Raw genomic sequence first — 15,135 nt, 5'->3', positions numbered from 1 at the left:
TTAGAATAAGATTCTTATTCCTGTTAGCGAAGCTAATAAAGCCTTAGATGTAAGATTTTCTGAAAGAAAATCATCCTATACTGTCAACTGTACACTGATAACTGTAAACTAAAAAAGATTCCCTCAGGAATCTTTTTTAGTATCTATATTTTCTTCTTTTACGATCTTTTTTTGAAATTGCAGACCTTATTAAAAATATCAATAGTATAAATATAAACAATAATCCGATAGCAACACCTACATATATAAATTTATTTGACATAATAATGTCATTAGTTGATATAGTAGGATACAATTCATAGGAATTAGTTAATTCTCTTTGGTTTATTGTTAAAGTTCCTACACTAGAGTCTTTATTTAAGCTCCAAGGATTTATTTCTCCAATATTAAATGTTTCAGTAATTTCTGCGGTATTAATTTCATTATTATAGAAAGTGATATTTTCTTTAATTACAAGAGGTAATGTAACACTTTTTTGTGGACCAATAAAAAATAATGGTTTATAGTTTAGTTCTACATTTTTAATAGTAGCATTATTTTTGTATTCAACATTATTGACTTTAAAGGTATCTTTTGTAGCGCCATAACTCCAATTGATTATTTTAGCCATATCTTTGAAAACTGTAAGGTCTTCACTGTCATAAACAGAATTTAAGACAACTCCAACTAATAATCTGCCATCTTTTTCAAACATTGCAGTTAAACATCTACCAGCTTTATTAGTTAACCCGGTTTTACCTCCGACACAAATTGCATTTGAAGCTGTTTCTTCTCCTAACTTTATACCAAGTTCATTTAAATAGTCTTTGCTTAAAGTTTTTCCAATTAGCTTGTTTCTATTAGGCTCAGTTGCAGAATTTCCATTAGTCATAGCAATTTTACTAGAAGGCATTTTCATAGTTTCTTTTATCCAATTGTTCTCGTAAGCAGCTCTAAGAAGAATACTTATATCATATGCAGTAGTGTAGTGATTATTAGTATTTTTATCAAGTCCATTTGCTGTTGCAAAACTAGAATTCTTTAAACCAAGTTCAGAAGCTTTTTCATTCATTAAAGTTATAAAATCTGATTTAGTTCCTGAAACGTGATTAGCAACCATAACAGCAGAATCATTGGCTGAATATATCATTAAAGCTTTCATAAGATTATCAGCATTCATTTTGTCTCCAACTTTTACAGGTATTATGTTATAAAGTGAATATGCAGGTTCCTTTGCAGCTTCTTTAGTGTATTCAATGATATCAGTTGGTTGAGAATTATCTGCAAGAAGTATGGCGGTTAAAAGTTTTGTGATACTTGCAGGGTACATTGGAGTTTTATCAGCATTCTTTGCGTAAATTATTTCCCCAGATTGTACATCTATTACTATTGCTGATTCTCCTTGAATTTGAGGTAGTGTGGCATTTTCAGCGAATACAGGCATACTAAAAGATAATAAAATAGCTAAAGTTATAAATAAAGATAATATTTTTTGTCTCAAAATTAATCTCTCCCAAATATAATTTTTTTGTCTTTTCTAGTATAATCTAAATAAAGGCGCTTTACAATAAATAATGCCTTTGTTTAAGAAAAATTAAAAACTAATTTTGGTAGGTGAAAACATGAAAAAAATTTTTGACAAATTTAATGAAAGAAAACCTAAAATGATTGGTAGGTATAGAAAGAGCTCAGTTATGATTTTATTAATAAATTTGGATGGCGAGTTAAACATAGTTTTTGAAAAAAGAGCATTAACTTTAAATAGTCAACCAGGCGATATTAGTTTACCTGGTGGCGCCATCGAAGAAGGCGAATCTCCTAAAGCGGCAGCTATAAGGGAAGCTATGGAGGAATTAAATATAGATAAGAAATCTATTAAACAAGTTGGTACAATGGATTATTTTATTAGTGCGTATAACAGTATTATTTATTCTTTCGTTGGCGAATTAACACAAAAAATAAGGCAACCCAATTTAGATGAAGTTGATCATATCTTTTATGTTCCACTTAAGTTTTTTATGGACAATGAACCTAAAGAATATTGGATGGAATTAGTTCCTGAGTTTAGGTATGATTTTCCTTTTGATTTAATTCATGGAGGCAAAAACTATAACTTTAGTAAGAGAAAACAAATACAATATTTTTATAGGTATAATGATTATGTGATTTGGGGTTTTACTGCTTTGATTATAAAAAGATTTATAGAAATAATAAAAATGGAATAAAAGTGCATATTTACTCTGTAAAAATAAATAAGATGGGTATACTAATTATTAGGAGGTTTTAAATGAAAAAAAAGCAAATTTACAGAGTTTTTTTAATTACAATGTGTTATATAATTATCTTTGGTAATATTATTTTCAACTCTGCTTATGGAAGAGAAGTATATGATAAAAATCTTATCGAAAAGATTTTAGATAATGCAGATGATAATCTTTATAATATTTTGATCAATAAAGATAAATATGAAGTTCAAGTTCTTTATACAAGAATAAAAAGAGATGGATTAAATCGCCCATGCTTTACTACACATTCTTATAATGTAGATAGTAATCAATATTTTTACCCAGCGAGCTCTATAAAGCTATCTGCTTGTGCACTAGCTTTAGAAAAATTAAACAATTTAAATATAGAAGGGCTAAATAAGGATACTCCGCTAAAAGTAGGAAAAGATAGATGGAGTCAAAAATCTCAGAGTAAAGATATAGGGACAAAAGATGGACTTCCTACTATAGCTAATTTTATAAAAAAAGTTCTTGTTGTCAGTGATAATAATAGTTATGATAGGTTATATGAATTTTTAGGTCAACAATATTACAATGAAACTATGTGGAAAAAGGGGTATAAAGATTTTTTGGTTTTACATAGATTAGGGAATCCTACATCCTACAATGAAAACAAATATACAAATTCTTTTAGGTTCTATAACAATAACAACGTAATTTATGATAAACCTATGGTTTTTAATGAGAACTCATATATTAATGAAAACTTAGAAGGATTGAATAAAGGAATAGGATATTATAGAAATAATAAATATATTAAATCATCGAAGAATTTTTCTAAATCAAATTATATTTCAATAGAGTGTTTGCAAGAAGTGATGAAAGCAATAATGTTCCCGGATTATATTGAAGAAAATAAAAAGTTTAATTTATCAAAAGATGATTTTGATTTTCTAAAACAATATATGTGTATGGTACCCTCACAGTGTGATAATCCTAGATATAACTATAAAGATAGTTTTGTTAAATACTTTATATATGGGGATTCAGATAAAGAAATTCCTGACTATATAAAGATATATAATAAAATTGGAAGTGCATATGGATATCTTATAGATAATGCTTACATAGTTGATGAAAAACATGATGTAGAGTTTTTATTGACTAGTGTAATATACTGTAATGAAAATAATATTTTTAACGATAATAAATATAACTATAGCAATATAGGTATACCTTTTCTAGCAAAATTAGGAAGGGCAATATATACATATGAGTTAAATAGTAGAATACAAGAAATAAAGTAAACCAAGAAAATGATTTCTTGGTTTACTTTTGTCTTCCTCTTTTTTTTATCTTACCTAAAGCTATTATAGAGATAGCAGCAATAGCCATGTAAGAAAAAACATAAATTATATTTATTAATCCTGACGTTTTGAAAAATTTTAGATAAATAAAAATAGCCAAAGATATAGCTGACCAAAATATCGAAATATATGACATCCTATTATTTCTACTTCTCCAAGAAATGGGGTCTTTCATATTTCCTATAATATTATCTCTATGTTTGTTTCCAGGATTAGTTCTAATAAATAAAACCTTAAAGTATAAGGAAAAAGCTAAGGTTATTAAAAAAAAGCCTAAAAAAAAGTAAGCTAAAGAATTACTGGTTACATTCATAAGATCACCTCTATTTATTTTCTGATTGCTGACTATAATACCACATAGCTATTATTCCCTTATTCAAAAAAAAAATCCTTACAAATGTAAAATAGTAAATAAAATGAAAAAAGATATTTAAATATACCAAAAAATGTAATATAATAAATATAAAGGAGATAAACAACTTTAGCTATTAATCTATATATGTCCAAAATTCATTGATTCATGAGATTTTGCACTTATATAGATTAAGTTCATGTAAGATTTATCTATAGTTAACTAGGAAAGGGTGACGTAATCGTGAATGAATGTCCGTTTTTGACCACTTATAGTGAAAGTATTGAGTGTTTTGAAAAATGTCCATTTTATGAGTATGAAGGAGAGGGGTGTCCATTTAAACAAGTCTATAGTGATAGAGAAAAATATACAGAATTACAAAATAGTATAGAGGAAAAGTATAGTGCATATTTTGATGTAGAAAAGCTATACGTGGATAGTCAAAAAAAAATAATATAGTTTAATTACATTTTTGTTAATATAAAAAACTGCTTAAGTTAAGCAGTTTTTATTTTAGAGAGAATTCAGTTCTAAAATTAAATTAATTGATAAACTTACGTGGAAGTTTATCTAGATGTTATTCATAAATAGATGCATATTTATTTAATAATGATTGTTTTAAATTCCATAAGTCTTGAGATAAATCTATATAGTAAGTATGGGGGTTTTTAAATCTTACTACCTCTTCCCATAGTTTATCAACTTCTTCTTTGGAGAATTTTTGAATTTGACTTACTGAAGGATTTTCATAAACAGGTTTTCCATTTTTTATAATAGGAACTAGTAACTTTTTAGCATAAAAATTAGTTAATTTTTTCTTTTTCCAAGTATAAATTGGATTAAATATTTCAATTGGTTTAGTATCATCAATTGTTTCGTTATTTAATGTTATTAAATCTGCAATAGCTTTATCTGTAGATTTATCAAATAACCTATAAACATTTTTATAACCAGGATTAGTTATTTTTTCAGCATTCTCACTAATTTTTATTTTTGGGATAATTTCATTGTCTTTTTCTACTGCTACTAGTTTATATACTCCACCAAAAACAGGCTCTGATTTAGCAGTAATTAGTCGCTCCCCTACACCAAAAGAATCCACTTTTGCGCCATTTGAGAGAACTTGGGTTATAATATGTTCATCTAAGGAATTAGAAATAACAATTTTACAATCTTCATAACCTGCTTTATCAAGCATTTTCCGTACATTTTTTGTTAAATAGGTAATATCACCACTATCTATTCTTACTCCTGCTGGTCTGAAACCTCTAGGTTTTAATATTTCATCAAAAACTTTTATTGCGTTTGGAATTCCAGATTTCAATACATTATATGTATCAACCAGCAATAAACAGTTATCAGGATAAGTTTTAGCCCAAGCTTTAAATGATTCATATTCATTATCAAATAGTTGAATCCAACTATGAGCCATAGTACCGATTGCAGGAATATCAAACATTTGTTCTGCAATAGTGCAGGCAGTAGCACTACAACCTCCGATTATGGCAGCTCTTGCGCCGTAGATAGCGCCATCGTAACCTTGTGCTCTTCTAGATCCAAACTCCATTACAGGCTTACCCTGAGCAGCTTTGCAGATTCTATTTGCTTTTGTAGCAATTAATGTTTGGTGATTAATAGTTAATAGCACCATTGTTTCTATAAATTGAGCCTGTATTACAGGACCTTTTACTGTTACGATTGGTTCTCCTGGAAAAACTGGGTTTCCTTCTGGTACAGCCCAAACATCACATTTAAATTCAAAGTTTTCTAAATACTGTATAAACTTATCAGAAAAAATATTTTTATTTCTTAAGTAGTCAATATCTTCTTTAGTGAATTTTAGTGTGGATAAGTATTCAATTAATTGTTGAACACCTGCCATTATACAATATCCACCACCATCAGGAACTCTTCGAAAAAACATATCAAAATATGCAATTTTTTCTCCAACGTTATTGTCTAAATAACCGTTTGCCATGGTTAACTCATAAAAATCTACCAACATGGTTAGGTTTCTACCATTTTTCAAATTAAAAAAAATTTCATTATTCATAAAAAACCTCTCTTATCTAGTTTTTCTTTTTTTATTAACTATCATTTTAGTAATATTATTATTGTAATACCTAATACATAAGATTACAATAATTATGTTAATTAAAAAACTAATGAGATTGTATTTTTATGTTAATAAAATTTTAAAATACAGTTTTTATTCTTTTTATGGTGAAAAATATAAAAAAATATGATAGAATAAATGTGCTACAAAAAAATGTAAATAATAGAAAATAAGAGGAAATTTCAATGCAATTACAAATGAGAAGTAATGAAAAATCACATGCGTATTATGAATTAAGAGATAGGATTATTTATGATAGGTACAAAAATTTGAATAAAGAACAATTAAATGCTGTATTCACCAATGAAAAGAATTTATGTTTAGTTGCATGTCCTGGAACTGGTAAAACAACAACTTTAATTGCAAAAACAGACTATCTTGTTACATTTGGAAGGATTTATAATACTGATAAAAGGCCTAACCAGATAACCGAAGATGATATTGAATTTTTGAAAAAAATTTATCTAGAAAACAATATTGAAGAATATTATGAAAATCGTAAATTTATTAAATTGATGCGGTTTGAATCAATAAACCCTAAAAACATTATTGTCATTACTTTTACAAAAGCATCAGCAATGAATATGAAAATTAAGTATAAAGAATTTAATAAGTTTATCAAACCACCTTTTTTTGGAACATTTCATGGATTATTTTATAAAATACTCATAAGATATTTTGGCGAAATTAAAATAATTGAGCCGCATATAGTATTTAGATTAATAAAAAATACACTATCAAATTATACTGATGAAGTAAATGATGATAAAGTAAATGAAATTATTAATAATATATCAAAATTCAAAATAGCAGGAAATAAATATAAAAATATTAAGATTAATATTAGTTATGATGTTTTTGAACGGTGTTTTAATAATTACGAAGATCATAAAAAAGAAAAGAATCTTCTAGATTTTGATGATTTACAACTTCAGATTAGAGAAATTTTTGGAAAAGACAATGTATTGTTGAATAAATATAGAGCTTTATTTAACAATATTCTTGTTGATGAATTCCAAGATTGTGATGATATACAAGTAGATATATTGAAGATGTTTGTTGGAGAAAAAAACTCATTATTTGCAGTAGGGGATGAGGATCAATGTATATATGGATTTAGAGGTTCAAAGCCAGAATATATGGTTGATTTTGGGAAACATTTTCACAATGGAAAGAAACTTTTTTTATCAGTTAATTACAGATGCCCTGAAACTATTGTACAGGTTTCTACAAATCTTATAAGAAATAATCAAATGAGAAATAATAAAAATATGACAGCTTTTAAAAGTGAGTATTCAAAAATTGAGATAATAAATAGTATTGATGAAAATCAGCAAGGGAATTTTATTGCGCAAGAAATAATCAAATTATATAAATTGTCTAATATTGAGTATGATAATTTTACAATTCTTTATAGAACCAATATAGAAAGTAGAAGTATTATTGACTCTTTTATTAGAAAAAGGATTCCATTTAGAATGCTTGATAAAGAATATAATTTTTTTAATCATTTCGTTTGTAAGGATATCATTGCGTACTTAAGATTATCTATAAATCCTTTTGAAAAAAATAGTTTTATAAGAATAATTAACAAACCTTTTAGGTATATTAGTAAAGGGCATATAGAAAAGCTAAAGAATAATTACTTAGAAGGAGATTGCTTTGATGAACTCATGTCTTTTGAGAAAATCCATCCATATCAAATGAAAAATTTAGATAAACTAAAGAAAGAAATTTCGTCCTTAAATATTATGTCTTTACAAGGTGCTATAAATTATATCTTAAGTGATTTAAAATATATGGACTATATAAAAGAATATTGTGAAAGATTTAAAATGGATATAAATGATTTTGTGGAAATAATTGAAGAATTTAAAATATCTGCTATAGAATTTAAAAATATTGTTAGTTTTTTGTCCCATATTGAAGAAGTTAAGAATAAATTGAGTAGTAAAGAAAAAATAGATGATGAGAAAAAAGTTATTTTAAGTACAATTCATGGTGTTAAGGGAATGGAATTTGACTATGTATTTATTATCAATTGTAATGAAGAGAGTTTACCTCACAAAAATTCTTTGGATGATAATATCGAAGAAGAAAGAAGATTGTTTTATGTTGCTATGACAAGGAGTATTAAGAAGTTATTTTTAGGGATAATTAATAGAAGTAGGGGGAAAAATATTTTGCCTTCAAGGTTTATAAAAGAATGTAATCTTGGAGTAGATGAAATTGCTCCTTTTAAAAAAGGCGATAGAATAACTCATAAATATTTTGGTGATGGAATTGTTAATGAAATAGATAATAAGGTTATAAGAATTGAATTTTGTGATAATAATATTAGAGTTTTTGACAATGCTGTAATTATCAATAATGGGTTAATTAAGAAAAAGTAGAGCATATTGCGGGTATTTTGTTATGGAAATCAATTAAATAAACCTTATATATATTCTTATTAAATATATATTGACCATAAATAATGCAATATGTTATACTTATTCGTGAAAATAGGTATAAAAATATGAAATAAAATAATAAAATAATAAGTGTCAGTATTTTAACAATAAATAAGGGAGATGGTATTTTGGTATCATTTAAAAAAATGTGGGATGATGTATGGGGAATGATTACTAATGGAAGCATTCAAAGTTTAGATGTTGTTAAAGAATTTAATTATGGCATTATAATTAACGACAATGAAGGTAATCAGAAGTTTATAACTAAAGATGATTTTAGAGATTTCTGGTGTAAAATGCTTTTCTTTAATGAAGTTTCTAGAGCACAATCACTAAATGAAGAAAAACAAGGGTATGTTTATGAAGTTATAAAGCAACTACCTTATATAACAGAAAACTCAAATATACTAACTTTAAAAGTTGATTAACAAATATTGATATTATATAATTTTATTAGGCTCATATTCTAAGAATATGAGCCTAATAATTTTTAAAATAAAGATACAATAGGAATAAATTACGAACAAGTTCGAAATTTATAGTGACAAGTTACAAGTGATAAGTAACAAGTTGTGGACACTTTTCGCAAGCGAAAACTTTTAATTGAACAAAAGATAAATGATTATTTTTGCGTAGCAAAAGCACCTTATTCCAGTTAGCGAAGCTAACAAAGTCTTAGTTAAAGATTTTCTGTAAGAAAATCATCATTAACTTGTCACTTGTAACTTATCACTTGTCACTATTTTGTTCGCAATTTATAAAAATGGGGGCTATAAAATGAATTTTTTAGAAGAAGCAAATAATATTAAAGAAGAAGTTATAAGAATAAGAAGAGATTTACATATGTATCCTGAATTAAATTTTGATTTATTCAGAACTAGTGAAAAAGTAAAAGAGTTTTTAAAAAAAGAAAACATCGAGTATTATGAAACTGCTAAAACAGGAATATGTGCTATTATAAAAGGAAATGGGGATAAAACTGTTGCATTGAGAGCGGATATGGATGCTTTACCAATTCAAGAGGTAAAAGAAACAGAATATATATCGAGAAGTGAAAATAAAATGCATGCTTGTGGTCATGATGTTCATACAGCAATATTAATGGGTGCTGCTAAAATATTAAATGGTATGAAAGAAGATTTAAAAGGGAATGTTAAATTGCTGTTTGAGCCAGCTGAAGAAACTACAGGTGGAGCTCAAACAATGATTGATGAAGGGGTATTAAATAATCCAGAAGTTAGTGCAGTTTTTGGGATTCATGTAGAACCAGAGATTGAAGTTGGGAAAATAGGAATAAAAAGAGATGTTGTAAATGCAGCCTCCAATCCTTTTACTATTAAAATTATTGGTAAAGGAGGCCATGGAGCATATCCACACAGATCAATAGATCCTATTGTAATAGCATCTAATGTTGTAACAACTCTTCAAAATGTAGTATCAAGAGAAATATCTGCTGTTTATCCTGCAGTTATATCTATAGGAACAATCAAAGGGGGAACAGCTCAAAATATTATACCTGAATTTGTGGAAATTTCAGGCATAATGAGAACTATGACTTTGGAACATAGAAAATATGTAAAAGATAGATTAGTGGAAATAACAGAGGGTATTTGTACATCAATGAGGGCAAAATGTGAAATTCAAATAGATGAAAGTTACCCATGTTTATATAATGATGATAAAACTATTGATATTCTCCAAAATGCTGCAGAAGAAGTTATAGGTAAAGAAAACGTAATTGGATTAAAGTATCCAGCAATGGGAGTTGAAAGCTTTGCATATTTCTCACTAGAGAAACCTTCAGCATTTTATTTCCTTGGCACTAGAAATGAATCAAAAGATATAATTTACCCTTTACATAACAGTAAATTTGATGTTGATGAAGAGTGTATGGTAACAGGAATAGCAATACAATGTAAATCCGTAGTAGATTTTTTGAACGGTTATAGTATATAATAAAGTTTGCGATTGTAAAGACAAACCACTTCACTATAGATATATTATTTTGTTGAAGCGAAAGGCTTCCTTTACTGTTAAGTGCAACCTGTAAACTGTCAACTAGTAGATAAACTACTATGTATATGTTTATATATAATTAATAATTAAGAAAAGGATCGTTTATGAATAAGTTCTACTAATTTCATTTAAATAATGATTAAAGCCTCATATTTTTAAATGAAAAGTAGAACTAATTCCTAAGCCGACCTATAGGAGGCAATTATGAAATTTGAAATCGGACCTAATGAAGCAGAACAAAGGCTAGATAAATTTTTACGTAAATGGTTAAAGGATGTTCCTTTAGGTAAAATATTTAAGGCTATCAGAAAAGGAGATATAAGAGTAAATGGTAAGAAAGCTAAGCAAAATTATTCTTTGAATTTAGGAGATATAGTTGAAGCAAAATACATTGTAAGTGATAAAAAAGTTACTACAAAAACGTTTATAGAGACTGATTTTTCTGCAATGAAAATTGTTTATGAAGACGAAAACATATTAATTGTAGAAAAATGGCCAGGGGTATTAGTTCATGCTAATAAGAAGAATGGAGAACCGGCATTAACAGATTATGTTTTATCTTATTTGTTCCAAGGTGGAAAGTATGATCCTGATAAAGACATAACATATACACCAGCTCCATGTAACAGATTAGATAGAAATACTTCGGGTTTAGTTATATTTGGTAAAAATTATTCATCTCAAAAAGCAATTAATGAGATGATTAGAGATAGAAAAATCAAGAAATATTATCGTTCATTAGTAAAAGGAAGAATAAAAAGTAAAGAATTTAATGCTTATCTGCAAAAAGATGAAGTTAATAATATGTCAGAGATATCTAATACATATAAAGAGGGATCTAAATCTATAGCTATGAAAGTAGAGGTAGAGGATTCTGTTGGATTATTCACATATGTTGAAATAGAATTATTAACAGGTAGAAGTCACCAATTAAGAGCTCATCTAGCTTATTTGGGAAATCCAATAGTTGGAGATAAAAAATATGGTGATAAAGAGGTAAATAATTATTTTAATAATAAATTTGGTTTAGAGTTTCAGTTTTTGTATGCTTATAAATTAGAATTTAAAAACTGTCCTGAGCATCTATCTTATTTAGAAAACAAAGTTATTACAGAAGCTTTACCACCAATTTTCAAAAAGATAAAAAGAGATGCGCTTAGACTTTAGAGGGGAATAAAGATGAAGAAGCAGTCTACTACAAAAGGATTTGCTGTTTTATCAGCAGCTACAATAATAGTTAAATTATTATCTTTGTTATACATACCATTTTTAACAAAGATAATAACTCAAGATGGATGGGGAGTTTATTCTTCTGCGTATCAAATTTTCACATGGGTTTATGTCTTGGCAAACGCAGGAATACCTGTTGCAATTTCTAAATTAGTATCAGAACAAATGGCTATGGGAAGATATAAGGATGCTATTAAGAGTTTTAAAATTGCTCGTTTGATTATGTTTGTTCTAGGGATTTTGTCTAGTGTTATATTATTTATATTTGCAAGTCAATTTGCCGAAATGTTTGAGTCATCCCGTGCAACATTATCACTAATGGCTTTAGCGCCTACTTTACTATTTACATCTATTTTATCTGCTTATAGGGGATATTTTCAAGGAAGAGGGAATATGCAACCTACTGCAATTTCACAAGTTTTAGAGCAAGTAGCAAATACAGTTTTTACTCTTGTTTTTGCTGCAATATTTATAAAGTATGGGGTTGAAGCAGGTGCTGCAGGAGGAACTCTAGGAACATCAATTGGGGCTTTTTTATCTGCTATATATATGATATATATGTATGAGAAAAACAAAGTTATAAAAGTGCCTAAAGGTTTTATTGATAAGAGTAATAGCTCAAATAAAGCAATATTTAAGAAAATATTGTTTTATGCCGTCCCAATAGTAGTATGTGTAGGACTTCAATATTCTGGAAATATAATAGATATGTGGAATGTTAAATCTCGATTGTTATCTATTGGTTACTCAATCGTACAGACAGACTTAAGTTGGGGACTACTATCAAAGTATAGAACACTATTAGGAGTACCAATTGCTTTGATATCAGCATTGCAAATGTCAATTTTGCCAGCATTATCAGGTGCATCAGCTTTGAAAGATAGGGTAGCAGTTGAAACTAAAATAAACTATGCTTTTAGATTTTGTTTTTTAGTAGCAGTTCCATCTGCGATAGGACTAGCTGTTTTAGGAAAACCAATGTTCATTTTACTACAGGCTTCTGGAGGAGAAAATTTACTATACTTTGGATCCATTGTATTGATATTTAATTCTATAGTGTTAATTCAAACTACAATCTTACAAAGTATAGGAAAAATGTATTTATCTACACTATATATAATTATAGGTATAGTAGGTAAAATTGTTGTAAATTATATTTTAGTTGGTATTCCAGAAATAAATATAGTAGGCGCAGTTTTTGGAAACTTAGTAATGTTTGTAATTCCTTTAATATTAAATTATAAATTAATAAAGAAACTTTTAAAGATAAGAGTAAGATTACTAAAGCATATTGCAAAACCACTATTAGCATCAGTTTTTATGGGAATCATTGTTTTAGGAACATTCTCAGTTATTTTTAATTTAGCAGAAAATTTAATTTCACCTGGATTAAATAATGCGGTTGCTAGTTTGTTTTCTATAGGTATGGGTGTAATAGCATACATGTATGGTCTTGTTTTCACAAAAGGAATAACTAAAGAAGATATCGATGATCTTCCACTTAAGTTTAAGAAATTTATTCCTAAATTATTAATGAATAAATTATACGAATAATAGTAGAAATGCCACAATTATTTGCGGCATTTCTTATTTTTGTTTTACAATACTTTTAACTAAAGATAATGATAATATAAAGAAAGAAATGAAACCTATAAATATTAATGAAATTGTCTTAAATTTGAAATAAACTGTCGGTATTATAGAATTCAAAATATTTAATAAAAGGAAAACTATAATAGTAATAAGTAGATATAAGAAAATTTCTTCGAACTTAAATTCAATAGTACATTTCTTGCTAATCTCATGGATATTCATAAAATACGCTGTGATTGATGTGATGATTAAACTTATTCCATAACCTAAAATATTTATGCTTGGGATTGAGGTTAAAAGGAACAAAAGAATCAATTCTTCTATTGACATTATTATTGAGTTTTTTAACAGTACACCTTGTTTACCTAGACCATTCAATATACTAAAAGAGGTAGCAGATAAATATGTAAAAGGAGCGGACAATGAAGCAAATATTATATATGAACATAAATCAGTTCTATCGTAAAATAATTTGCCTAACTCAGCGGGGATACTTGCACAAATTGCTAATGTAGATAATCCTAACAGTAATGAAATTTTTAATACTTGATTTAATCGTTTGTTTAAATTATAATGATCTTTTTTTGTAAGACTTTCTGATATATCAGGAATAAGAACGATAGCCATTGACATTACTACTACTAATGGGAAATATATTATTGATAATGCCATTCCAGAAAATTTTCCAATAACTGCCAATGCAGAACTATGATTAAAACCAGCAATAACTAATCTTCTAGGTAAAATAAGAGTAGATACTGTTGAAATACCAGTTGAAAGAAAACCATTTATAGATAATGGAATTGACATAATTAAAACATTGAATAGTAGTTGAGCTCCACTTTCATTAGATATTTTATTCTTTTTATAAATTAAATCATTTTTATACTTTTTATGTTTATAAGTGAAATATAATAGGAGAAAACTTAATAATTCTCCGCAAGATAATGCTGCATAAACTGCAGTTACAGTATTTTCAATTCCTGATAATGAGAAGTAACTAATAACAAATAAAACTGCTATTATTCTAACTGTTTTTTCAAATATATCAATTATAGCTGGTGTTTTTACGTCATAGGTACCATAAAAATAACCTTTAATTATTGAAGATAATGCAACGAATAACAATGCAGGAGCTATAAACCATAAACTATGTAGACTTCTACTATCTTTTATAATTTTTAAGGATATGTAATTAGAATTTAGAAATAACATAACTATGATAATTAAGGACCATATGAAATCAAATAGTAACGTAACTTTTATTGTTTTATGTAGGTGATATCCATCTCTTTTACTCAAAAAAGATGATGATTGTTTTGATACAGATGTAACCATACCACCGCATATTAAACATGCAAATAGGTCATATATTGGCATTATTAACGAGTATAATCCCATACCCTCTGCACCTAATTCTCTAGATAGTATTATAGAAAAAGCGAATCTCAAAATGCCAGTTGTAGAATTAGTCAATGTAAGAACTATAGAATTTTTCAGAAATCTATCTTTAACCATAAAGGAATCCTTTCATATTGTTCAATACCTATAAATATGAAAGGGTTGTCTATATTATGCTTTTCAGTTTTTTCTATTCAGGAAAATATAAATTATATTATTATTTTTACATTAATCTAAGATTGTATAGTAGATTAGCTATTGATTTATAAAAAATTATATCAATGGAATTTATATTTTCCATCCTTTGGTAGGTGTAAAAATTATATATAGAGTAGAAGTCATTGTAGCAAGCTTAGAAATTCTTTCTCGCTTTCGTAATTCATGCGTTAAGAAAAACTCTTGT

At 27.3% G+C, this 15,135-nt stretch carries 12 protein-coding genes; 8 read left to right on the top strand and 4 right to left on the bottom strand.

Annotation, left to right across the window (positions count from 1 at the left end; genetic code table 11):
• Window positions 1-136: 136 nt before the first annotated feature.
• Complete coding sequence (locus tag ACQ3F0_RS10720) at window positions 137-1,480, bottom strand: D-alanyl-D-alanine carboxypeptidase family protein (RefSeq protein WP_428865238.1); 1,344 nt, start codon at window positions 1,478-1,480, stop codon at window positions 137-139.
• A 121-nt stretch (window positions 1,481-1,601) separates the two neighbouring features.
• Here ACQ3F0_RS10720 and ACQ3F0_RS10715 point away from each other — a divergent pair, with 121 nt between their 5' ends.
• Both ACQ3F0_RS10715 and ACQ3F0_RS10710 read left to right on the top strand, forming a co-directional pair.
• Window positions 1,602-2,204, top strand: coding sequence for an NUDIX hydrolase (locus ACQ3F0_RS10715; RefSeq protein ID WP_428865237.1), 603 nt, complete (start codon window positions 1,602-1,604; stop codon window positions 2,202-2,204).
• A 62-nt stretch (window positions 2,205-2,266) separates the two neighbouring features.
• The gene (locus ACQ3F0_RS10710; protein ID WP_428865236.1) at window positions 2,267-3,511 is read left to right on the top strand and encodes a serine hydrolase; all 1,245 of its coding nucleotides are present in this window, start codon (window positions 2,267-2,269) and stop codon (window positions 3,509-3,511) included.
• 22 nt (window positions 3,512-3,533) lie between these two features.
• Here ACQ3F0_RS10710 and ACQ3F0_RS10705 read toward each other — a convergent pair whose 3' ends face one another.
• Complete coding sequence (locus ACQ3F0_RS10705) at window positions 3,534-3,884, bottom strand: hypothetical protein (protein WP_428865234.1); 351 nt, start codon at window positions 3,882-3,884, stop codon at window positions 3,534-3,536.
• Window positions 3,885-4,166: 282 nt separating this feature from the next.
• Between ACQ3F0_RS10705 and ACQ3F0_RS10700 the strand changes: the two genes are divergently transcribed.
• Window positions 4,167-4,382, top strand: a complete 216-nt coding sequence (locus tag ACQ3F0_RS10700) for a hypothetical protein (protein ID WP_428865233.1) — start codon at window positions 4,167-4,169, stop codon at window positions 4,380-4,382.
• 118 nt (window positions 4,383-4,500) lie between these two features.
• On the opposite strand, the gene ACQ3F0_RS10695 is transcribed toward ACQ3F0_RS10700, so the two are convergent.
• Window positions 4,501-5,976 carry a nicotinate phosphoribosyltransferase gene (locus ACQ3F0_RS10695; protein ID WP_428865232.1) on the bottom strand — a complete coding sequence of 492 codons (1,476 nt, stop codon included), beginning with the start codon at window positions 5,974-5,976 and terminating at the stop codon, window positions 4,501-4,503.
• A gap of 248 nt (window positions 5,977-6,224) precedes the next feature.
• Here ACQ3F0_RS10695 and ACQ3F0_RS10690 point away from each other — a divergent pair, with 248 nt between their 5' ends.
• The 5 genes from ACQ3F0_RS10690 to ACQ3F0_RS10670 all read left to right on the top strand — a co-directional run bounded on the left by ACQ3F0_RS10690 (window position 6,225) and on the right by ACQ3F0_RS10670 (window position 13,292).
• The gene (locus tag ACQ3F0_RS10690) at window positions 6,225-8,432 is read left to right on the top strand and encodes an ATP-dependent helicase (protein ID WP_428865231.1); all 2,208 of its coding nucleotides are present in this window, start codon (window positions 6,225-6,227) and stop codon (window positions 8,430-8,432) included.
• A gap of 188 nt (window positions 8,433-8,620) precedes the next feature.
• Complete coding sequence (locus ACQ3F0_RS10685) at window positions 8,621-8,920, top strand: hypothetical protein (protein WP_428865230.1); 300 nt, start codon at window positions 8,621-8,623, stop codon at window positions 8,918-8,920.
• A 349-nt stretch (window positions 8,921-9,269) separates the two neighbouring features.
• Window positions 9,270-10,448 carry a M20 metallopeptidase family protein gene (locus ACQ3F0_RS10680; protein ID WP_428865228.1) on the top strand — a complete coding sequence of 393 codons (1,179 nt, stop codon included), beginning with the start codon at window positions 9,270-9,272 and terminating at the stop codon, window positions 10,446-10,448.
• Between the two features lie 264 nt (window positions 10,449-10,712).
• Window positions 10,713-11,675 (top strand): RluA family pseudouridine synthase, encoded by a 963-nt coding sequence (locus ACQ3F0_RS10675; RefSeq protein WP_428865227.1) that lies wholly within the window; start codon window positions 10,713-10,715, stop codon window positions 11,673-11,675.
• 12 nt (window positions 11,676-11,687) lie between these two features.
• Complete coding sequence (locus ACQ3F0_RS10670; protein WP_428865226.1) at window positions 11,688-13,292, top strand: putative polysaccharide biosynthesis protein; 1,605 nt, start codon at window positions 11,688-11,690, stop codon at window positions 13,290-13,292.
• Window positions 13,293-13,325: 33 nt separating this feature from the next.
• Here the strand turns inward: ACQ3F0_RS10670 and spoVB are convergent, their stop codons facing one another.
• Window positions 13,326-14,849, bottom strand: a complete 1,524-nt coding sequence (gene spoVB / locus ACQ3F0_RS10665) for a stage V sporulation protein B (protein ID WP_428865225.1) — start codon at window positions 14,847-14,849, stop codon at window positions 13,326-13,328.
• Between the last annotated feature and the right edge of the window lie 286 nt (window positions 14,850-15,135).

Origin of the sequence: Clostridium sediminicola (assembly GCF_050402865.1) — a bacterium.
GTDB classification, from domain to species: Bacteria; Bacillota; Clostridia; order Clostridiales; family Clostridiaceae; genus Clostridium_AF; species Clostridium_AF sediminicola.
This window is presented reverse-complemented; position numbering and strand designations above follow the sequence as displayed.